Below are 21,036 nucleotides of genomic sequence, written 5' to 3'. Positions count from 1 at the left end.
CCAAAATCACCAGTGTAAGGGCAGCCCAAATAAGGGCTGAGGGGCGGGTACGTTTGTGAACGCTGTTCATAACATTTCAATGCCATACTTGTGTCACGATGCGAAAGTAAGGAAACCCCTACCGATTGGCGCGGCTTTACACGATTTCCGACTACTCTGGACGTGAAATTCGCGGTAAACGTACCTATATACACGACAAGTGATTGAGACAGGGGACATCTAAATGAGTGATTTCGAAAGCCAAATTCGTGACAGCCAAGCACAAGTTCAGCAGGCGCAGTCCAAAATCCAAGACCTGACCAGCCGGATTGAAACCGCGCGCGAAAAGATGAAATCAGGCACGGACATTTCGGTCGATATCGAAAACGCCACACTTGAGGATGTGCATTCCCATACCGAAGCGATGAACGCCAATATCGCAGAGCTGATTATGGGGCTGGATGACGTCACGGCCGGGTTCCAGCAGGATTTCAACGAAATGCGTACCAAAACCGGCTGGGAAAGTCTGGTTGGGTTTTTCTCAAAAGGTAAATCCGAAAGCATGCGTCAGGAACGGATGCGCACGGCGTCTGTGGATGACAAATTGCAGGACTTGATTTCCAAGTCTGACGTGATCACCAAATTGCTCGAAGGGCAATTGGCGGTGCTGAACGAACAGAAAGAAAAGGTCGACGCGAACCTTCAGACCACATTGGCTGAACGCGAAACCGTTGTCGCCGAATTAGAAAGCCTGCAGTCTGAAATTCAGGGCATGGACCCCAAAATTATCACGCTGGAAAACAAAATTTCGGTGGAACAGGACGCGGCGATCCGCACCCAGCTGGAAACTGAACTGGCGCAATTGAACAGTGAATATAACGAACTGGTCAAAACCGAGCAGGTTAAGATCGCCAATTCGCAAACATTGGAACGCTATATCGAAAAGGGTAAAACCTGGGTCGATAGCCTTCAGAACCAAGCGGCGACGCAGATGGTGCTGATCAACAAGCTGGAAACAGACACCAAACAGCGTGTGGTTCTGTACGACGCCCTGACCAAATCGTTGAAAACCGCGCAGCAACAGGACGTTGCCCACCGGATCAACGAAATTGGCGTAAAAACCGACCAAGAGGCCCAGACCGCCATGGCCGCCATCGGGTCTGCAACCAATTCCCGGATGGCCGACATGTTAGAAGCCCACGAAGACCACATGGTGTTCGCGCGTGATGTTCTGGAACAGAAAGCCAAAGCGGATGAGCGGTTTATGCGTCGGTTTTCCAAGATCGTAGAGAAGCACGACAGCAACCAGTATGGCGGCTAAGTGGGGCGGAATTGGTGACATAAACAAATCGTTTGTGTTCTGGCCAAATAACTGGCCCAGCTTGTTTGCTAACACCCTGTTGGGTGTCGGCCTCGTCGTTGGTATCTTGAAATGGTGGCCAGAACACATGGCTATCGCGATGGTCGCGTTAGCTGGATTTCCCTACAGTTTCTTACGCAGCGTGCGAAGAATAAGGGCGAAACAAGAAGCATCGCCAACGGCAGATAACAGCACCTATCCAAAGGATGAAAATGTCTGACACCCCGAACGATCATCACAAGCTCGAAGATACCCGTGTCACGCGGCGCTATTTTTCGAAGTTTGATAAGATCACAAATCACATGAACCGCGTCGCTGCCACGATGGAGGCAGAGGGGCGGATGTCTCGGCAAGATCTAGAAATCTTGGGCCGGTACATGGTGGGGTTGTCCCTGACGTTTCGCGCATTGGCGCATAAATACCATTTCGCCGGGCGGTATACCCATGCCGGGCATCTGGAATTTGACCGCAAAGAATCCGGGTTTCCGGTGTTTTCCGAACTGATGACCATGTCCAATGATGCGCTTCAGGCGGAACGGCATCTGCGGGGCATGCCGTCGGTGGATCATCTAAAGGATGAAATGATCCGCACCATTGTTGGGGATCAGGACATTCCAACCAAGCTACAATATGCGTTGTCACAGCGGCTTTATTACGAAGAGCTGCAAAAAGGCGCGTTGTTCTGGGCGCGCAATGATCCGATCGCCATCTGGCAGGGCAACAGCGGACATTCGGGCGCGACCCGGAAATTTCTGATTCACTGGGCGGTCTATGACAGCCAGATCAACCTGCCGCAGATTTACCTGATGGAGGTCGAAGATACCGGTCGCACAGGCCTGCCCAAAGATGAACGCCGCTGGCCAGAAGCGCAGGCCCATCTGATGGCGCAATCCGTGGCCGGGCTGAAATTGCTGACCATCGCCAAAGGGTTCGACGAAGATTTTGACGATCTGCACCCCAAACGCCTGCGTCGGTTCCATGTGGGGCCGATGTATTCGCATTCGTTCACCCGGCAGGACGGGCCATTGCGCAATGTCCTGCAAAGGGCCAAAGCCCCCGTGGGCGAAGACTGGGCCATGGTCTGGACCGAAGAAGAGCTAATTTCGGATCGCGCAGAACACGTCAAATCCGGCTGGTTTGGCACTGTGCAGCGCGAAATCTATGCGCTGGACCCTTTCGCTGGCCAAGGCGGAGAAAGCGGCGCTACACGCCTGGAGCGATCGATCATTTTGCCCGAACGCCCATTTCAAGCACTGGCCGAAGAAAACCCACCCGGATTTCAGGACGTGCGAAAATTTGTCGTCAGCCCCGCAGGGCGTGTGCTGAGCTACCGCTAAGTTATTAAGAACCAGAGAGAATTTCATGACCCAATCTGCTGATCAAATGGAACTTCGCGAGGATGACATCCGCAAACATTACGATGCGGCCCTATCTATGTTGTCCGGGTTTGACCATGCGCCCCGAATTGCCAAAGGCAGCGAAGCCACTGCGCCGGAACGGTCATCGGGCATCGGAACACGGCGCGCGTTTCGATCAACCACACCGGGGCTGGTGACACGGCGCACCGCGCGGTCCGAAGGCGTTCAAATATTGACCCGCATCGAAGAAGCCGACGAAGGCGACGGGCTGATTTCACCGCTTCAGGCAGCGATGCAAAATGCGTTGCGCCGGTCACTGGCCATCGCACTGGCGCTGGGCGAACAATATGGCGAACGCACCGGACTGAGCGACCTGAAACGCAACAATTTGCAGGGCGCCATGCCCGCTGGCAAGAAATCTGAGTTCACCGAACTCTTAACTGCCGAGGCGTTGGCGGTGCTCTATACATTTGCTTCCTCGCTGGCGTTTCATCTGGCCGATCACACCCCCGAGGACACAATCGAAGTCGGCGATGTCGAAGAAATCCTGACCGAAAATGCGCAGCTGGCCTTGCATGGTGTTCTCTGGGAAATGGACCAAGATATTGAGGCCCACGGCAATACCGAAACCCGCACTTTGGCGACGTTGCTGGCCTTTGCGGAACAGGTCATGGACAAAGTCGCCGCGCGCGCCAGCACAACCGGCCGGTTAGAGCCGTTTACAAATGCAAGCTGGCGGGTCGAAGAAAAAGGGTTTGTAATTCGAGGGTTTACGCCCGCACGTGCGGCAAAATCCAGCAGTCTGACGATGACCTTTAAGAAACCCAATGAGGTCGTCGGCAACCATATCGCCAAATATCAGGCCCTGCGTTTGTCGAAAATGCTGATGGCCTATGACTTTGATCGCAAGCTGAACCCGTTTGCGGAACTGGGCGGTTTCATCTTTACGTTTATGGGGGATGGCAAACCGGGCACCGGGAAAACCACCCTCATTCAGATGATGGCCGGGCTGATCAATGATTATTGCGGCGTGGCGGGATATGCGTTTCGCTATCAGAACCTGAGCACCGACAATATCGACAGCTATCAGGGGAAATCCGGCCAAAACGCCAAGGCATTTATTAACAATATCATCGATCCCAATGCGATTGGCTTTGGCACAATTGACGACATCGACCAACTGGCCGGGAAACGGGGGGATCGCCAATCCAGCGCCGGGCAATTGGAAATCACAGCCGTCCTGATGGAAAGTTTTGCCGGGGCCAACACGGTGGTGCGCGGCAATTGCACGTTTGGGATGTTTTCGAATTATCCTGAAAATGTCGACGATGCGCTGCGCCAACGGGCCGGGGCGCGGTTTTTGGTCGATGGGCCGCAAACACGTGACGATTACATCGATATTCTGAACCTGTTGATGGGCAAAAACCACGACATTCCTCTGGGCGATCATACGCCATTTGCCGCCCAAGAAATCAAAACCGCCGTCGCGCGCAGCTTTGAGGCGCATGCAAAACCCCATGAAGAGGGGCTGATGAAAGTGTTTGATCAGGTGCAGGATCAAATCGGGGATTTGGACACAATCGCCAAAATGGGCACCTATCTGAAAGGCATCCAAGAAGCGGATGAAAGGTTCACCGGTCGCGCGATCAAAAACATCACCGACGCGGTTAAAGTGCGGGCGATGGATTTTGAATTGCCCGATGAATGGATGGAAAACCCGGAACTGTTTTTGTTCAAGGATTACAACACCAAGCTGGCAATGATTTCTGACCTACGGGTGCCGATCACCACTGATATGGTGCTGCAAGAAATCAACCGATATGCGGATAGCGAATTCCGTTATGCGGACAAATCTGACGAAGTTGCGATTGAAAATATGGTGCGCGACTTTGGCCGCCAAGAGGTTGCAAAACGCCGTTACCTGGAGCGCAATAAGTGAGCTTTTTCGCCGACAATTTGATTTTTCCGGCACTCACGCTGGCCTTTTTGGGCTGGTTGGTGCCGCGATTGTTGGCGCGATTTTTCCCCGAAGGTCTGCGCCCGTTGCTGATGCTGGCCTTTTGCGCGACGGTCATTATGTTCCTGTTAGGAATAGGTTTTTTCCTAATGCTTTATCGTGCGCAGGGCATCCCATTTGCCACGATATTTGAACCGGGCTTAGCCGTTGGGTTATACCATTTCATGCGTTTGGCCCTTATCTCGGCGTTGCTTTGGGCGCCTGTGATGATCCTGTCGGTGGCGGGCCTGCCTAAAAATTGGACCAAGGAGGTCTGGTGATGGAGTTTGCGTTAACCACTTTTTTCATCCCCGGAGCGATCCTGATTTTTCCAATCCTGATTGGCATTTTCATCGGTTACCGCCGGGGGCGTGTTGAAATGACCAATCGCGCCGATGCGCTAAAGTCTATGGGATTCACGGTGTTGATCGCATTTGGATGGATCACGGTGATGCAGATCGCGGTGTTGGGCGTTTTTGCGGATGCGGCTGATCTGGCCATGTCTGTTCCTGATCTGGGGGCGATTTTTGCCACATCCGCGTTGTTTTGGCTGCCCATCACGATCATCACATTCTTAATTCGCGCCCTAAGGAGCAGAGCCCAATGAAACGTTTGATCGAGCGCGGGTTGATGTTTGGCAACCTGATCCATGTGAATTCGCCGGTATTGGTCGAACGCTATAACCGTGCGCTGAAACATCTGACAGGCAAGGTAACAGGCCTGAGCGATTTCCACGTCGATATTTCGGGATACTCGCCTGAAATTGGGGCGGAACTTGGGGATGAATTGTACCTGAACCATGCGGGGGTGAACCGCCAGTTTATCCTGCTGACCACAGATCAAAAAACCGCCCCGTTGTTGAATGCCAAATTTTCAACCAACCGCAGTATTCTGCGCCAATTCATCGTCGAAAACGAAGCGCAGCTCTTTGCTTTGACGGCCCGTGACGCCGTGGCGGGGGAATTGGTCAATTCCATTTTCACCGCTGAAAAACCGGCCAATCTGTTCGATATCCGCCGCATTCGGGTCGAGGCAGACACAACCAATGGCGCGGTCGCCACCGCGTCGGAATTGGGTAAAATGATCACCCGATTTAAGGCCGAGGACGGCGCGTGGTATGATGATGTTTTAATCGCCAAGATGATTTCACTGGCCAAGCGCACAGGCGACGTCACCCGCAATCCGGTGGCGTTGACATCGATGAATTTCGCGCAGAGCAATTTTTGGTCGGCTCATTTCGGCGGGCTTTATCTGTTTCGTGATGTGGATCACCCCGCCGTGATTACATCGGCTGATAAATCCACGCTGGGGGCTGTGCCCATGGATCATGTCTTTGATCTATCGGACCGGGCTCAGATTGCTAAGTTCCTGAAAATCAACAACTTGGTCGAACCGATCGTCAAGGCGCGCGGCATTGATGGGGCTGCGATCCTGCACCAAAAGATGGAATTCATCGTTGCAGAAATGGCCGCTATTTTGGGCGAAGACCTGACCGGTGCCACCCGTCGCGATCTGCGCAATATCGGACGGCGGCATGCGGATCTATTGCCGCAGGAATACCAGGGTCTTGCGGCATTGGCGCGTTGGGCCGAAGAGGATGGGCCGTGGCCCCATATCGACAGCGCCCACCCGGCTTACTTCTATTCGTTGCGGGCTGCGGACGTGCCGGATGCGGATTTGGTCAATATGTTGCTAGCCGAACTTGCACCGCTGGATATCCGGCAATTGTTTATCTGCCACAAAGAAGCGTTTTATCGGTCTTATTCCAAATGGCCGGATGAAAAACGCGCCTATGTGGTCGATTTTCTAGACCGCGAATACCAAGTCGACAAGGCAGGAACCCGCGAAGCGCTGTTTGGCCATGACGCCCCGATGGAGGAACCTCAGGTCGTGAAAAAGACCCAAGCCCGAAAACCTGATATTATTGATCTGGTTGGTCCTTGGGGCGCAGTCAAAAGGAGGAAATAATGGCATTGGTTCGATTGGTTCTGGTTGGGGCAATTGTCCTGACGATCTGTTATTTCGCTATTTCCGCCTATTCCCGATCTGTGCGCCGCGAAAAGCTGGAAAACCGCTGGGATGAGGAACATCCAGATGATCTGGATATGGCGGCGCGCGACACCTATATAGCGCAAGGCATGGATCAATACGAAAATGGCCTGCGCAAACGGTTGATCCTGTTGGTCTACGTGATACCCGTCATCGCCGTTGGGTTGATCATCTGGTTTACCAATTACTGAAAGGAAACGCTCAATGCGTAACATCAGAAGAGCTTTTCGCATTACCTTGGTATTGGTGATAGGCATGTTCCTATATTACGCCCTGCCACAAAAGGACGTGGTGCGCGTGACCTCAACCGAAGTGATCCGCACTGATTTCACCAGTTTTAACCGGTTGTTTTATGCGCAGGCGGATAGCGGCGCGTCTGAATTGGCGACCCGTGATTTGCGTCTGATCAACACGGAGCGTCGCAAAACATATCTGTTTGGGCTGATCCGCGGCGGCTATGGGACGATGGTGTATCGTAACGAAGATACCGGTTGGATCTGGCCCCCCTATTTCAAGTTTGACAGCTCTGACTTGCAAGCGGAATCCGCAGCGCAAATTTCGACAACGGAACCCTATCAATGGGTGCAAATTACCCATTACGGGTGGCGTGTTCGGTTCCTGTCAATCTATCCAAACGCGATTTCCGTGACCCCCGTGGATGGTCCAGATCACCGTCCGATGCCGTGGTTTAACATCTTGTTCTTTATCGCTTTGTTTGCGGCTTTGCTGTTTTTGCGGGCAGCATGGTATCAGTTCCGCGAACGCACATTGGACCCGATGACTGACAAAGCCGGGGATCGAATGGACGAAGTTGGCGCTGATCTGGCCGAACGTCGCGGCCGGTTGAAACGCTGGCTGGATACGTGGCGCAGCAAGAAATAGCGCATGAGATAGACAACGAAAAAGGGCCCTGAGTGAGGGCCCTTTTTGTATGCGCATGTGGCGGGACTTATTCGCCGTAGGGAATCCAGATGTTTTTCACCTCGGTCGCCGCGGCCAGATATTCGCCGGTGCTTGGGGTGGTCTCTTTGCCGTTATTGACCCAGCTACGTTTCAGATTGCCTGCGGCGCGGCGTTCGATGTCCGCACTGACATCGCTGCTGGAAAAGCTCCAGATCGCGTCGATATTCAAATGATCAGCAAGGGTGGGCGCCAGGTCGCGATGCGATCCGGTCAGGATGTTGACCACGCCCGCAGGCACGTCTGATGTGTCGAGGATTTGATAGAAATCCGTGGCGGCCAGCGGGAAAGGTTCTGACGTGACCAACACCACCCGGTTGCCCATGGCGATGGCAGGGGCCATGGCCTGAACCAGTCCCAACAACGGTTTGTCATCTGCACACAGCGCGGCGATTGTGCCCACGGGTTCCTTCATCGCAAGTGCGACGCCCCGGATCGGCACGGAATGGACCTGACCATCATATTTGTCCGCCCAAGACGCGGCTGCGAACAGCGTGTCAATGGCGTCGTCCACTTCGGTGGCGCCAGTGCGTTTGCCTGTCATCGCATTGATCCGGCTGGCAAATTCATCCGCCCGTGCGGATAGGTTTTCCGCGATGTAATACAGGATTTGTGCCCGCAAATGCCCGGTGGTTTTCGACCAGTTTTTGGCACCTGCGGCGGCTTCCACGGCGTTGCGGATATCCTTGCGGTTTGCGCCGCCCACATGGCCCAGCAACCCGCCTTTGGGGCCGTAGATCGGTGTGGAATAGCCGCTATCGGGGCGGGCTTGTTTGCCGCCCACATAGAGTTTGGCCGTGCGGTCCAACGGATCGGCAGGGGCACCGTCACCGTTAAAGGGCACGATTTGGGATAGGGCCTTGGCCTTGGATTTGGGGCGGGTATAGGCGCTTAGACCTTCCCAACCGCCTTCGCGTCCAAAGCCGCTTTCGCGCACGCCGCCAAATCCGGCAGAGGCGTCAAACATGTTGGTGCCGTTCACCCAGACCACACCGGCGGCCAGTTTGGGCGCAATATCCAGCGCCAGATTGATGTTTTCGGACCAGACCGACGCGGCCAAGCCATAGCGGGTGTTATTGGCGATCTCGACTGCTTCGGTGGGGGTGCGGAACGTGGTTGCGACCAAAACCGGGCCAAAGATTTCTTCTTGCATCAGGGTCGATGCTGTGGACAGGCCCGTGATCAAAGTTGGCGGATAGAAACAGCCGTTTTCTGGGATTTCGCAAGGGGCGTGAAATGTCTGCCCTTCGGTATTTGTGTCCACCAAACGGGTGATCTGCGCCAATTGGCTGGGATCAACGATGGCGCCAATGTCGATGCATTTATCCATCGGATCACCCAAGCGCAGCGTGTCCATGCGGGCGCGCAACTTGGCGTAAAACGTATCGGCGATGCCTTCTTGGACCAACAGACGTGATCCGGCACAGCAGACCTGACCTTGATTGAACCAAATCGCATCGACCAGACCTTCGACGGCGCTGTCGATATCGGCGTCCGAAAACACGATATAGGGGGATTTCCCGCCCAGTTCCAATGTCAGTTTTTTGCCCGTGCCTGCCGTGGCTTCGCGGATGCGACGCCCTACGGATGTTGACCCGGTAAAGGCGATTTTGTCGACATCCGCATCGACCAGGGCCGCACCCGTGGACCCGTCGCCTGTGATGATGTTGACGACTCCGTTTGGCACCCCGGCTTGGCTGCACAATTCGGCAAACACCATCGCCGAAAGCGACGTAAATTCAGCCGGTTTCAACACCACCGTGTTGCCCATGGCCAAGGCAGGCGCGATTTTCCATGACAGCATCAGCAACGGGAAATTCCACGGGATGATCTGACCGCACACGCCCAAGGCTTCTTGGTCGGGCAGTTCTTCATCCATCAGTTGGGCCATGCCCGCGTGGTAATAAAAATGGCGGATGGCTTGGGGGATGTCGATGTCGCGGCTTTCGCGGATCGGTTTGCCGTTGTCCAAACTTTCCATCACGGCCAATAGGCGTGCATTTTTCTGCATCAAACGGGCCAACGCATATAGGATGCGGGCGCGTTTGTGGCCCGACAGGGCGGCCCATTTGGGCTGTGCTTTGCGTGCGGCTTTGACGGCGGTTGCGACCTCTTCGGGGGTGCCGATGGTCAATCCAGCCAGACGTTCGCCGGTGGCGGGGTTTTGGATCGCCATGTCGTCGCGCAACGGGCCCCATTTGCCATCGATGTAATGCCCGGCCAAGCCGCCGCGATCCGATAGCCAGGTTTTTGCTTCGGTCACGCTTTCGGGGGCGGGGCCGTATTCCATAGTCTCGAAAATCTCTTTGATCGTCATGATGACCTCGGTGATCGTGGTGCCGAATTTATGCAAAATTCGGACCGGAATATTTCTAACAGTCCGACGCCGCTGCGCCGGTTATCCAATCGGGTGACGCCAACCTGCGGAATAGGCCCCGGTGACGTGATGTTCCAGCTGGCGTTCGATATCACCCAACAGGCTGGATGCGCCAAAACGGAACAGGTCAGGTTGCAACCAGCGATCGCCCAATTCCTCTTTGATCATCGATAGATAGACGATCGCATCTTTGGCTTTGCTGATCCCGCCTGCGGGTTTATAGCCAATCCGAAAACCGGTCCGGGTGTGATAGTCGCGGATGGCGCGGATCATCGTCAGGGTGACGGGCAAGGTTGCGTTCACGCTCTCTTTGCCGGTGGAGGTTTTGATGAAATCAGCACCAGCCATCATGCACACCAGTGATGCCTTGGCCACGTTGCGCAATGTTTCCAATTCGCCGGTCGCTAGGATCGCTTTGACATGGGCATCGCCGCAGGCTTCGCGCATCTCTTTCATTTCATCATATAGAGCCTGCCAGTTTCCGGTCAAAACGTGGCGGCGTGAAATCACGATGTCGATTTCTTTGGCGCCTGCTTTGACGCTTTCGCGGATTTCCTGGATGCGCAGGTGATAGGGCGACAGACCGGCCGGAAACCCCGTGGACACCACCGCCACCGGAATACCTGACCCATCCAACGCGTCTAGCGCGGCGGGGATCATGTCGTGATAGACGCAGACCGCACCTGTGGTCAGACCGGTCATGCCCAATTGATCCAACATCGGGGCCGCAACCGGCTGACGCGCCTTGGCACAGAGCCGCCGCACACGTCCCGCCGTGTCATCGCCTGACAATGTGGTCAGATCGATGCAAGACACGGCTTTGCACAGCCATGCGGCTTGGTAATCTTTTTTAACGCTACGCCGACCCGGTAGGGTTTTGGCGCGGCGTTCAATCGCGGATGTATTGGCCTGAACTGAGGCAACCCAGTCCAAATCCAACGGCATTCCTTCGTTGCGGGCTTCGTGAACGGACGGCAATTGTGGTGTTGCCGTGTTCAAGGATGTCAGTGTTTCATTCTGCAAGAGAACCTCCGGGGGCTTGCGTGAAAGCGTCGCATGTCGTGTCTTCTTTGGCAAGGATTGACCGGATGGTCAAATATTACGTCGCGGGCTGAACCACATCTTTCTGATGGGCGCGCCGATACCGTTGGGGCGTTTGGCCAAAATGGGCGCGGAACAGTTTGTGAAAATGGGACATATTAGACAGCCCACATTCCGTTGCAATTTCCGCCAATGTATCGGATGTGCCGGACAGTTTTTTCGCCGCATATTCCATGCGGCAGGTGTTTATGTATTCCGATGGGCTTTGTTGTAGAAAACGGCGCATCGTGCGGCTGACATGGGGGTGGGCCCGCCCTGTTAGTCGCACCAATCCGGCGGCACCATTGCGAAACACATCCGGGTGCTGCGCGGCCAGACAGGCTTGGTTCAGCCAATCAGGCATTTGCGATGGATGATCTGTACCGGTCAGCAATTCCACCAGCAGCGGCAATAGAAAAGCCTCTAATTCCAATTGGGTAGGTTGAACCCGTTCCAACCTAAGCGCCGCATGGTTCAACGTGGCAAGTTGGCGCATTTCGCGATGTTTCGTTTCCGGTTCAGGTGCATCGGACCAAAACAGCGCATCCTGCAATTCGGGGTATCGCTGCGCCATGTCTATCATGATGTGCGGGGTCAACGTCACGGAAACGACCAGGGTTTCATCCGCTTTGGCCTGCAATCCGTGGATGTCGTTGGGGCGGATAAACACCAGCGTGCCTTCGGGAAAATCATGATGGCCAGAACGGGTATGATGGCGCATGATGCCATTTTGCACCCACAACAATTCATAGAAATCATGACCATGCAATTGCCGCGGTCGTTTGTTTTCCAATGGGGTGCGCGTTAAATGATAGGTCGCTCCGTCCCGCAAAATTTCCGAGTATGACAAACAAACTGATTCCATAATCTGATTTTATCAGGTTGTGATTGGCGTGAAATGCGCCAAAGGCCGCATGCCGTTCGATCTGGGCTTTTTCGGCTTATATCTAGGGTGACCTGATTGGATTTTTGGGCTAAAGCAGCGGCAAATCATAAAGGAAAGCGCCAGATGTCCTTCGACCGTTCAATTAAAATTGCCCCTTCGATCCTTGCTGCTGATTTTGCCAATTTTGGAGCGGAATGTGCCGCGATTGAGGCAGAAGGCGCCGATTGGGTCCATGTGGACGTTATGGACGGTCATTTTGTACCCAACATCACCTTTGGTCCGGCGACCTGCGCGGCCATTCGCCCGCATATTAAGGGCGTTATGGATGTGCATTTGATGATTTCCCCGGTTGATTCGTACATTGATGCCTTTGCAGATGCGGGGGCTGATGTAATCACCGCCCATGTCGAAGCCGGTCCCCATATTCACCGCACATTGCAGGCAATTCGGGGTGCGGGTGCCAAGGCGGGGGTTGCTTTGAACCCCGGAACGCCAGCGGAATCGGTAGAACATCTGCTGGATATGACCGATTTGATTTGTGTGATGACCGTGAACCCCGGATTTGGCGGGCAGAAATTTATCGACATGACCACCAAAATTGAAAAACTGCGCCAGATGATCGGGGATCGCCCCATTCACATCGAAATTGACGGGGGTGTTGATCCTAAAACCGCGCCAATTGTCGCCGCCGCAGGTGCAGATGTTTTGGTTGCAGGATCCGCTGTGTTCCGTGGCGGATCCGTGCAAAACCCAGCCCCTTATGGCGAAAACATCCGGGCGATCCGCGCCGCCGCTCAATCTGTTCTGTGACCCTAATCTGACCGCTGGGCCCAGTGGGTCGCAGCCAACAAAGCGGCACTTTCTGGGTCCCGTTCACGATGTTCAAACGGCGCATTCCGCCCTGCTTTCCAGCCGTTGGAAATGTTCAGGCAATGCATGTGTTTGGCTTGTTTACTGGTCCAAAGCTGGGTCAATGGCATGTTTTCCAAAGCGTGAATATCCCAGCTAAATCGCCCCAAAGGCCCGCGTGGGTTAATGCAATATTTGGGCGCAGCTTTGGGGGCGTCGGTGCGTTTGGCGATGTGATCCATATGCCGCGGGATACGATCGGACAGGGTGTCAGCGGAATACCAAACCCCGGGAAATCGCACAAAGCCCAGCCTGCTGTTGACCGTCAGATCAAAGATTGACCGACCGTCGCAGACAACCAATTCGTCCAAATCAGAATTTAGAACGGCGCGTGCCTGTTTGCAAAACCTAAGCCGAACCCCATTATAAACAGCGGTTTGCAGGAATTTACTGCGCCAGGTGAACGGTTTTATGGCGCGTTCGCCATAGGGGAAAGGACACGGGATAACCAGCCAATCCTCTAGGCCACTGCGTTCCAACGCATCGGACAATTCCTGCATGGTTTGTTCGGTGGATTGATTGTCTAGCAGGATCATCGCCTGCAGCCCATGATGCTGAATGTGATAGCGGGCAAAGTCTTCGATCCAGATCGGATCATTGTTTTGCGACATGGTGATGTGGATGTTTTTACCGGAAAATCGCGCAGAAGAATCCGGCGAAATGCCCGACGACACATCGATATGATCCCCATGACATCTAAGCGTCTGCCCCGTGCCCGTTAGGTGGATCAGATCATGACGCCCGAATTTCTGGATGCGACGAATGCGCGTTGTGTGACCATCAATATCAAGCGACGCGTTGCACAGCAGATCCTCAAAATTATGGAGCTTGGGACAGATCAATACGGTTTCGGACCCATTTTGCACCGCATCATACCACAACGTGTGAAAGTCATATTGCGTACCAAATCCGTCAGGAATGCATTCAGGTTTAATCCGAATGTCACGTTTCCATTTGGTGTCTGTCAAAATGGCGCTAGCCAGCGCGGAAATATGAGCCATGCCCCCCAGTAACATGGCCGAAGTCTTTGAAACAATGACCAATCGTTCTGTGCAAAAACTGCACATCCTGATCGGATCGGTTGCACAATCGGCGTCTAAAACCGGGGCAACAAAGCGAGGGACGATTATGCAGGTTTTAACAATTCCGGGATTGCCGAGGCGTTTGAAACAGGATGCTTGGTGGTTGGACGATGGAAAACTGGGTGCATTTGCGTCACCAAAAACGTTAGAAATCCCACATCAGGGGTGCAACAATGTCAACGAGTCAGGAAAAGCAACATGTCACAAACCATCTTGATCGTCGATGATGACCCGCAAATCCGCGATGTGTTGCGGATCGCGCTGACCACCTCTGGTTTCACAGTGTCCGAGGCCGTGGATGGTCAGGATGCGTTGCGCCAAGTGGGGAATGTGGTGCCTGATTTGATTGTTTTGGACATCGGATTGCCCGAAATGGATGGTCTGGCCGTTTGTCGCGAAATACGCAAAGAGCGCGACGTTCCGATTTTATTTCTGACGGCGCGCGCGGATGAGGTGGACCGAATTGTCGGGCTGGAATTGGGTGGGGACGACTATGTTGCAAAGCCGTTTTCACCACGGGAATTGGTGGCCCGGATCAAGGCGATCCTAAAGAGAACCACCCCAAGCCCAGTAGCCCGGAACGTGCAGCAACATGGTGTGCTGGAACTGGACGAAACCCGTCACGTATGTCGGGTGCGCGGTGCACAGGTGGCTCTGACATCGCGCGAAATGGACATCCTGTCACGTTTGATTGCACGCCCGGATCACGTGGTGCCGCGTCCTCGATTGGTCGATGCGGTTTACGGCGTGAACATCCATGTCAGTGATCGCACATTGGACAGTCATTTGCGCAATCTGCGCGCCAAATTGACCGAAGCAGGATGTGGCGACGCGATTGAAACCGTCCATGGCGTTGGCATTCGGATGGGCGCATGCAGGGGCGTATAAGCCGCAAATGGAGGCCGTCGCTGGCCTTGGTTTTGGGCATGACCTTGCTTGCGGTTCTGTGTCTGCCTCTTAGCGGGATTTTTGCGGTTCAAGCGATTTGTCTGCCTGCCAAAGGCGCCGCAATGAGCTGTGGTCAGGCGGTTTTGTGGGTGTCGATGGGGATATTGTCGATCACGGCGATCCTTGGATATGTCTTATGGCGGATCCTGCTTAGCCCCATTCGTGCATTGACCGACCGCGCGACCCGGATCAAAGCGGGCGAGGCGCAGGCGCTGGACCCTTTGGCGCATTACGGCACCCAGGAAATGCGCGAAATGGGGCAAACCATTTTGGATATGGGCCATGTTTTACAGGGACGCGAAGCGGTTCTGCGGTCTTATGCCGATCATGTCACACATGAATTAAAATCCCCGCTAACGGTGCTGCGGGGGGCGGCAGAATTGCTGGATACGCCCGATTTGCCGCCGTTAGAGCGGCGCAAATTGCTGACCCGGATCGACGAAGCCGCCGACCGGATGACCGCATTGCTGGATGCGCAGCGCGCCTTGGCACAAGCGCAGGAACCGTTTGCGGCGGGGTCCTGTCGCGTGTCAGAATTGATCGATCCATTGCGCCATGAATATGCGGATTTGGACATTGTGATTGATTTAGATGATGCCATTCCACTGGCGCCCGACGGGGTGCGGCTGGTGCTGGATCATTTGATCGGCAACGCGTCTGATCATGGGGCAACCCGGCTGCACATCAGCGCAACCCATGACCGGTTAGAGGTCAGTGACAATGGCCCCGGCATTTCAGATGGGAACAAGAAACAGATTTTCGATCCCTATTTCACCACCCGGCGTGACCATGGTGGCACGGGGATGGGGCTGCCGATTGTGCGGCGCATGTTGGCCGCACATGGCGCTGAGATCAGCCTTGCGACATCCCAAACAGGGGCGCGATTTGTGATCCTGTTCTAGGATTAAAAATCGACCGTCACACCGGGCAGGTTCAACGCTTTGATCAGGTCGCGCAATTCCTGACGGGCGGCAACGTTGGAAATGTTCAGGCTCTTGATGCCGATGTCACGCAGGTCCAAAAGGGTCAAACCACGTGGGAACAATTCTCGGAAAATCACCCGTTCATTGAAACCGGGCGCGACCCGAAATCCAATCCGCTTAGACAGGGTTTCAATCGCGCGTTCCATCTTTTGTTTGTTGATCATGTTCTGCGCACCCAACCGATTGCGCACAACAACCCAGTCGATCGGTGTCAAACCGGCTTGCGCCCGTAATTGCCGCGCGTTCCAGACCATTTCGGAATAAATCGACGGGCCAGTGATGTTTTCACCATCGCTGTCGATATGGGCCAACAGGTCAAAATCAATAAAGCTGTCATTCAATGGCGTGATCAATGTGTCGGCCAGTGAATGCGCCACCTGTGACAGACGCGTATGGGATCCAGGGCAATCGATCAGGATAAAATCGTTATCAGGTTCAAGCCCCGCCACCGCCATCGACAACCGCCGGTCATACAGGTTTTCACCCGGTTGCAGGTCAGATTGGTCAATCTCGGGCAGATCATAATAGGTGGGGGACGGCAAATTTAACCCGGCTGTTTCCATGAAGGTCGACCGATTATGGGCGTAACGGCCCATGGTTTTTTGACGTAAATCCAAATCCAACGTGCCCACTTTGTGGCCCATTCGCGCCAATGCGGTTGCAACATGCATGGACACGGTGGATTTCCCGGCCCCGCCTTTTTCGTTTCCAACAACGATAATATGCGCCATCTGTCTGCCCTTTGCCCTACGGCCTTTGCCCCTCGGCCTTTGGGGGATACTATATGTTGCGTCCGCCCAAGTGGGAAGCGTGGTCTGCAATCTGTGGTCTGTTTACCGCATAAAACTGCGAGGGCTTGACATGTAAGGCACAGACGCGCATGTGACCCTCAGTATCGCAGCCTGCCGCGTGAGCAGCGCGCCACCCAGCATCTGGGTTGGCTGCATGGCGATACGATGATTGGTTCCCCCATCACGCAGGGTCCCGTGCCTGACGGCCGTTTTGCTATGTTGGCAACGGTCAGGCAGGTACACCCTTTTGGCCCACGGATGTGGGTCTTTGTCGTGCGGGCAGGACCTGCCGAATAGGATGATATGAATTTTGAAGAAATGGGCCTCGCGCCCCGCCTCGTGGCGAAACTGTCTGAACAAGGCATCGTTGACCCAACCCCGATCCAACTAAAAGCGATCCCACAAGCCCTAGAGGGACGTGACGTGATGGGGTTGGCGCAGACTGGCACCGGCAAAACGGCCGCCTTTGGTCTGCCGATGATTGAAAAACTGAACCGGGCAGGGGTTAAACCCAGCCCAAAAACCGCGCGCGGCCTGATTTTGGCGCCGACCCGTGAATTGGCCAAACAAATTTCGGACAATCTGCGGTCTTATACGGATGGCAGCCACCTAAAGGTGATGTTGGTTGTTGGCGGCGCGGGCATTGTCGCCCAGATGAAGCGTCTGGAACGCGGCTGTGATCTGTTGGTGGCCACACCCGGCCGTTTGATGGATTTGCAGGAACGCGGCGCGGTACGTTTGAACGAAACTCAGTTCTTGGTTCTGGACGAAGCGGACCAAATGCTGGACCTCGGCTTTATTCATGCGCTGCGCAAAATTGCGACCATGCTGCCTGAGGATCGTCAGACCATGCTGTTTTCGGCCACAATGCCCAAACAGATGGAAGAGCTGTCCAAATCCTATCTGCGCGACCCAATTAAGGTGCAGGTAAACCCACCGGGCAAAGCCGCCGATAAGATCGCGCAATCCGTGCATTTTGTGGTCAAAGGCGAAAAATCTTCGCTGTTGGTCAAACTGATCGGTGAACACCGTGAAGAACGCGCAATTGTGTTTGGACGCACCAAACACGGTTGCGAAAAACTGTTTAAGTTTTTGGAATCGCGCGGCTTTGCGGCTGCGTCTATTCACGGCAACAAAAGCCAAGGCCAGCGGGACCGCGCCATTCGGGCGTTCAAATCCGGTGAAATCAAGGTGCTGGTGGCCACGGATGTTGCGGCGCGCGGGATCGATATTCCCGACGTAAAACACGTCTATAATTACGATCTGCCAAATGTTGCTGAAAACTATGTTCACCGGATTGGCCGGACAGCGCGGGCCGGTGCAGATGGCGCGGCAATCGCGTTTTGCGCCCCTGATGAAATGGGTGAATTGAAGGATATCCAAAAGGCGATGAAGGCCGATATTCCGGTTGCATCTGGCAACCCTTGGGCCTTTGAGGATCAACCAGCCAAGAAACCCCAGCGTCGCGGTGGACGTCGTCCCGGTGGCAACAAAGGTGGTGGTTTTGGCGGCGGTAAACCCCGCAGCCAAGGTGGGGGTGGCAAACCCGGCGGCGGTAAGCCCGGCGGGGGTCGCCCCGGAAATGGGCGCCGTAGCAAACCACGTCGTTCAGCCGCGTAATATTGTGATCAGGCCGCGCTTTCGGGGGTGGCCTGATCATTTTCCGCCCGTGTGGACCCCGACTGTGTCACCGGAAAATCCACATCTTCGAATTGCACCTCTAAACGTGCGCGCCCATTTTTCTTGGCCTTATAAAGCGCAATATCTGCGCGGCGCATCAAGTGATCCAAATCATCCCCAATCAGCGCTGGGGTTGCGCCGATGGACATCGTGACGGTCAGGATTTGGCCGTCATCCCCTGCAAATTCCAATGGTTTTAGAAACGGGTCACATACTTTTTGTAACCGCGTCACATCTGTATTCACCAGGAACACGCCGAATTCCTCGCCACCGATCCGGCCTACAATGTCATCTGTGCGCAAATTTCCCTTTAGCCAGAACCCGATTTGTTTCAAACAGGCATCCCCAATGTGATGGCCAAATGTGTCATTGATCAGCTTGAAATGGTCCGCATCCATAATGAGCAACACACCGGAATTTCCTCTTTCCAATGCGGCGCGGGTTTTTTTTAGAAACCATTGTCGGTTTGCAAGGCTGGTCAGTGAATCATATCGGGCCTGAATTGCCATTTCTGTCAGCAATCCCAGCTGGGTATGCAGCATAAAGAAACACAACGACACAAAAGGCAGGCCCACAAAGACACCACTGAGGAAAACGTAGTGAAACGGTAGGTCAAGTTTTGGGTAAAAAACCGATGCGAATACAGAATTGACACCGCCAATCGCAATCAAGAACAGGCCAACCTTAAGAATTGAATCCCAAAGGTTTTTCGGAGCCAGCAGCTTGAAAATTTGATGCACCATGGCAAAACAATGATCCGAATTCGTTTAGAAATCCATACCACTTTGCAAAACAAAAAAACGCCGCCCGTTTGGGCGACGTTTTAAAACATAAAACTGGAATTGGTTTAGAAGCCAAGACCTGCATATTTGTTTTTGAATTTGGAAACACGTCCACCTGTATCCATCAAGCGGGACGAACCGCCATTCCATGCAGGGTGCACGGATGGGTCGATGTCCAGCGCCATTTGGTCGCCTTCTTTGCCCCATGTGGATTTCATTTGAACAATCGTGCCATCGGTCATTTTGACGTTGATGATGTGGTAGTCGGGATGGATATCCTTTTTCATCTCGTCTCTCCTTAGGCTTGAGCGTCAGCGCTTTTGGGCGCTTTGTAATTGGTGACTTCGGCGATACGTGCGGATTTACCACGACGTGTGCGCAGATAGTACAATTTGGCGCGACGAACGCGGCCACGACGGACAACTGTGATGCTGTCGATGTTGGTGGAATGCAGCGGGAACACACGTTCTACGCCTTCACCAAACGAAATTTTGCGAACTGTGAATGAACCAGCAATGCCTTTGCCGTTTTTACGGCTGATGCAAACGCCTTCGTAGTTCTGAACCCGGCTGCGTGAGCCTTCGGTCACTTTATAGCCGACGCGAATGGTATCGCCCGCTTTGAAATCAGGAATGTCTTTCCCCAGAGCGGCGATTTGTTCCGCTTCGATTTGTGCAATCAGATCCATCTGATGCTCCTTTAATGGCTCGTGGTTGTTCCACGAAGTTTGATGCCGCCTCAGAGCTCTTGGTCTTCTTCCGGGTCCGCATTGCGCCCGCCAGAGTTTCAGGTCGTCGTTCCTTGCGTTTCTGTCCGATTTGACGCCCAGATGCCGAAGAAAGCCGGGCCATGCCAATACAAAACAGGTCCAGCCGACTCAAGTAGAGTCCCGGACAGGCGGGGTATAGGTCGGATTCCCCAACAGAGCAAGCGTTTTGGGGGGTGATATAGGTACTGAGTGCTGCTTGGGCGGGCACTTTCAAGGTTTGGTTTGGAACGTTCTGATCTTATCTAGGCATCAACGCTAACATTGATTAGGTTTCTCACTAAGGTTTAAGTCAAATCCAACTGGAGAAAGATTATGCCCACCTTGGAAGGTTTGTATAAACAACGAAAGGCGGCATACGAACATCATTTGCAGCAAATTAATGAATTTGAGTTTGTGACACAAGTTCGGATTAGCGCTGTTCAAGACAACAATACGTGCGAGTTTTGTCTCGCGAAAAGTGGTCAAGTATTTGAAAAATCCGAAGCTCCGAAATTACCTCACACTGAAGAAGGAGGATGTTCTTGTGTCATCGGCTGCAGATGTCAACTTTTGGTGTTAATAGCTGACGATTTTTAAGCGCAAAGGTGGATTTGCAATTGAAATTAACTCAGTTTGAGATGGTTCAAAGAGTCTGCGTTGTCTTGCGCGGATGTGAAACATTTGAGCATTGGCAAAACGTCGCCACGAAACTTCCAGAGCAGACCAAGGCAGACTGGGGCCGAACGAGCCCCTACTATGTTATGCGCGGATCTATATACTTTAGTTTGATTAGCCTTCGATCTCTCGATGACTTTCTCTCAAACAGACGCCCAAATTCTGACGACTTGATTGCTAAGGATTTAGCTATCGACGTTGGGAAAGTTTTATCAGGGGCTGATCGTTTGTTGTCAACATCTGAGAGAAGGAAGATTAATAAGGGGATGGCTCACTTAACCAAGAATGTGATTATTCGTGATGATGAGCTGGGAGCAGCTTTAGAAATACTATCGAAATCGAAGCCAACGCGTTTGAGATTGTCCAATGAACTTGGTGAATAGGACGAACTGG

General features: G+C 53.7%; 23 protein-coding genes. 15 read left to right on the top strand and 8 right to left on the bottom strand.

All coding sequences use genetic code 11. The features are described from left to right. Positions 1–223 precede the first annotated feature (223 nt). The 9 genes from AB1F12_RS13620 (at position 224) to AB1F12_RS13580 (ending at position 7,624) form a co-directional block, all read left to right on the top strand. Positions 224–1,300 carry a hypothetical protein gene (locus AB1F12_RS13620; RefSeq protein WP_368184914.1) on the top strand — a complete coding sequence of 359 codons (1,077 nt, stop codon included), beginning with the start codon at positions 224–226 and terminating at the stop codon, positions 1,298–1,300. After that, positions 1,290–1,559, top strand: a complete 270-nt coding sequence (locus AB1F12_RS13615) for a hypothetical protein (RefSeq protein ID WP_368184913.1) — start codon at positions 1,290–1,292, stop codon at positions 1,557–1,559. Before AB1F12_RS13620 ends, AB1F12_RS13615 begins: the two co-directional genes overlap by 11 nt. Next, positions 1,552–2,676, top strand: a complete 1,125-nt coding sequence (locus AB1F12_RS13610) for a hypothetical protein (protein WP_368184912.1) — start codon at positions 1,552–1,554, stop codon at positions 2,674–2,676. Before AB1F12_RS13615 ends, AB1F12_RS13610 begins: the two co-directional genes overlap by 8 nt. 25 nt (positions 2,677–2,701) lie before the next feature. Next, positions 2,702–4,636, top strand: a complete 1,935-nt coding sequence (locus AB1F12_RS13605) for an ATP-binding protein (RefSeq protein WP_368184911.1) — start codon at positions 2,702–2,704, stop codon at positions 4,634–4,636. Further along, a complete protein-coding gene (locus AB1F12_RS13600; RefSeq protein WP_368184910.1) occupies positions 4,633–4,974 on the top strand; it encodes a hypothetical protein in 342 nt (113 codons plus the stop codon). The genes AB1F12_RS13605 and AB1F12_RS13600 overlap by 4 nt, the downstream gene beginning before the upstream one ends. Then, positions 4,974–5,300 (top strand): hypothetical protein, encoded by a 327-nt coding sequence (locus AB1F12_RS13595; RefSeq protein ID WP_368184909.1) that lies wholly within the window; start codon positions 4,974–4,976, stop codon positions 5,298–5,300. The genes AB1F12_RS13600 and AB1F12_RS13595 overlap by 1 nt, the downstream gene beginning before the upstream one ends. Beyond that, entirely contained in the window at positions 5,297–6,661 is a 1,365-nt protein-coding gene (locus AB1F12_RS13590; RefSeq protein ID WP_368184908.1) for a DUF6638 family protein, read from the top strand. Before AB1F12_RS13595 ends, AB1F12_RS13590 begins: the two co-directional genes overlap by 4 nt. Next, positions 6,661–6,933 carry a hypothetical protein gene (locus AB1F12_RS13585; RefSeq protein ID WP_368184907.1) on the top strand — a complete coding sequence of 91 codons (273 nt, stop codon included), beginning with the start codon at positions 6,661–6,663 and terminating at the stop codon, positions 6,931–6,933. The genes AB1F12_RS13590 and AB1F12_RS13585 overlap by 1 nt, the downstream gene beginning before the upstream one ends. A 64-nt stretch (positions 6,934–6,997) precedes the next feature. After that, on the top strand, positions 6,998–7,624 hold the full coding sequence (locus AB1F12_RS13580) for a DUF1523 family protein (protein ID WP_368184906.1): 627 nt from the start codon (positions 6,998–7,000) through the stop codon (positions 7,622–7,624). Positions 7,625–7,691: 67 nt separating this feature from the next. Here AB1F12_RS13580 and AB1F12_RS13575 read toward each other — a convergent pair whose 3' ends face one another. The 3 genes from AB1F12_RS13575 to AB1F12_RS13565 all read right to left on the bottom strand — a co-directional run bounded on the left by AB1F12_RS13575 (position 7,692) and on the right by AB1F12_RS13565 (position 12,024). Next, positions 7,692–10,019 carry an aldehyde dehydrogenase family protein gene (locus AB1F12_RS13575; RefSeq protein WP_368188373.1) on the bottom strand — a complete coding sequence of 776 codons (2,328 nt, stop codon included), beginning with the start codon at positions 10,017–10,019 and terminating at the stop codon, positions 7,692–7,694. A gap of 81 nt (positions 10,020–10,100) precedes the next feature. Next, entirely contained in the window at positions 10,101–11,024 is a 924-nt protein-coding gene (deoC, locus tag AB1F12_RS13570) for a deoxyribose-phosphate aldolase (RefSeq protein ID WP_368188372.1), read from the bottom strand. Between the two features lie 154 nt (positions 11,025–11,178). Continuing rightward, positions 11,179–12,024, bottom strand: a complete 846-nt coding sequence (locus AB1F12_RS13565) for a helix-turn-helix domain-containing protein (RefSeq protein WP_368184905.1) — start codon at positions 12,022–12,024, stop codon at positions 11,179–11,181. 144 nt (positions 12,025–12,168) lie between these two features. Here AB1F12_RS13565 and rpe point away from each other — a divergent pair, with 144 nt between their 5' ends. Next, positions 12,169–12,855, top strand: coding sequence for a ribulose-phosphate 3-epimerase (gene rpe, locus AB1F12_RS13560; protein WP_368184904.1), 687 nt, complete (start codon positions 12,169–12,171; stop codon positions 12,853–12,855). 2 nt (positions 12,856–12,857) lie between these two features. Here rpe and AB1F12_RS13555 read toward each other — a convergent pair whose 3' ends face one another. Next, positions 12,858–13,955 (bottom strand): hypothetical protein, encoded by a 1,098-nt coding sequence (locus AB1F12_RS13555; RefSeq protein ID WP_368184903.1) that lies wholly within the window; start codon positions 13,953–13,955, stop codon positions 12,858–12,860. Positions 13,956–14,234: 279 nt separating this feature from the next. Here AB1F12_RS13555 and AB1F12_RS13550 point away from each other — a divergent pair, with 279 nt between their 5' ends. After that, entirely contained in the window at positions 14,235–14,924 is a 690-nt protein-coding gene (locus tag AB1F12_RS13550; RefSeq protein WP_368184902.1) for a response regulator transcription factor, read from the top strand. Next, complete coding sequence (locus tag AB1F12_RS13545) at positions 14,909–15,886, top strand: sensor histidine kinase (RefSeq protein WP_368184901.1); 978 nt, start codon at positions 14,909–14,911, stop codon at positions 15,884–15,886. The genes AB1F12_RS13550 and AB1F12_RS13545 overlap by 16 nt, the downstream gene beginning before the upstream one ends. Positions 15,887–15,888: 2 nt before the next feature. Here AB1F12_RS13545 and AB1F12_RS13540 read toward each other — a convergent pair whose 3' ends face one another. Then, positions 15,889–16,698, bottom strand: coding sequence for a division plane positioning ATPase MipZ (locus AB1F12_RS13540; protein WP_368184900.1), 810 nt, complete (start codon positions 16,696–16,698; stop codon positions 15,889–15,891). Positions 16,699–17,061: 363 nt separating this feature from the next. On the opposite strand from AB1F12_RS13540, the gene AB1F12_RS13535 reads away from it, so the two are divergent. Next, complete coding sequence (locus tag AB1F12_RS13535) at positions 17,062–18,378, top strand: DEAD/DEAH box helicase (RefSeq protein ID WP_368184899.1); 1,317 nt, start codon at positions 17,062–17,064, stop codon at positions 18,376–18,378. Between the two features lie 8 nt (positions 18,379–18,386). Here AB1F12_RS13535 and AB1F12_RS13530 read toward each other — a convergent pair whose 3' ends face one another. The 3 genes from AB1F12_RS13530 to rplS all read right to left on the bottom strand — a co-directional run bounded on the left by AB1F12_RS13530 (position 18,387) and on the right by rplS (position 19,908). Continuing rightward, complete coding sequence (locus AB1F12_RS13530; protein ID WP_368184898.1) at positions 18,387–19,181, bottom strand: GGDEF domain-containing protein; 795 nt, start codon at positions 19,179–19,181, stop codon at positions 18,387–18,389. Positions 19,182–19,285: 104 nt separating this feature from the next. Then, the gene (rpmE, locus tag AB1F12_RS13525; protein ID WP_368184897.1) at positions 19,286–19,507 is read right to left on the bottom strand and encodes a 50S ribosomal protein L31; all 222 of its coding nucleotides are present in this window, start codon (positions 19,505–19,507) and stop codon (positions 19,286–19,288) included. An 11-nt stretch (positions 19,508–19,518) separates the two neighbouring features. After that, on the bottom strand, positions 19,519–19,908 hold the full coding sequence (gene rplS / locus AB1F12_RS13520; protein ID WP_368184896.1) for a 50S ribosomal protein L19: 390 nt from the start codon (positions 19,906–19,908) through the stop codon (positions 19,519–19,521). Positions 19,909–20,301: 393 nt separating this feature from the next. On the opposite strand from rplS, the gene AB1F12_RS13515 reads away from it, so the two are divergent. Together AB1F12_RS13515 and AB1F12_RS13510 are read left to right on the top strand one after the other, a co-directional pair. Next, the gene (locus AB1F12_RS13515) at positions 20,302–20,565 is read left to right on the top strand and encodes a hypothetical protein (RefSeq protein ID WP_368184895.1); all 264 of its coding nucleotides are present in this window, start codon (positions 20,302–20,304) and stop codon (positions 20,563–20,565) included. An 8-nt stretch (positions 20,566–20,573) separates the two neighbouring features. Then, entirely contained in the window at positions 20,574–21,026 is a 453-nt protein-coding gene (locus AB1F12_RS13510; RefSeq protein WP_368184894.1) for a hypothetical protein, read from the top strand. The last annotated feature ends 10 nt before the right edge of the window (positions 21,027–21,036 follow it).

Source organism: Aestuariibius sp. HNIBRBA575 (assembly GCF_040932005.1).
Taxonomy (GTDB): Bacteria; Pseudomonadota; Alphaproteobacteria; order Rhodobacterales; family Rhodobacteraceae; genus CANLNM01.
Note: the sequence above shows the minus strand (reverse complement) of the source record. Positions and strands in the feature narration are given on the sequence as shown.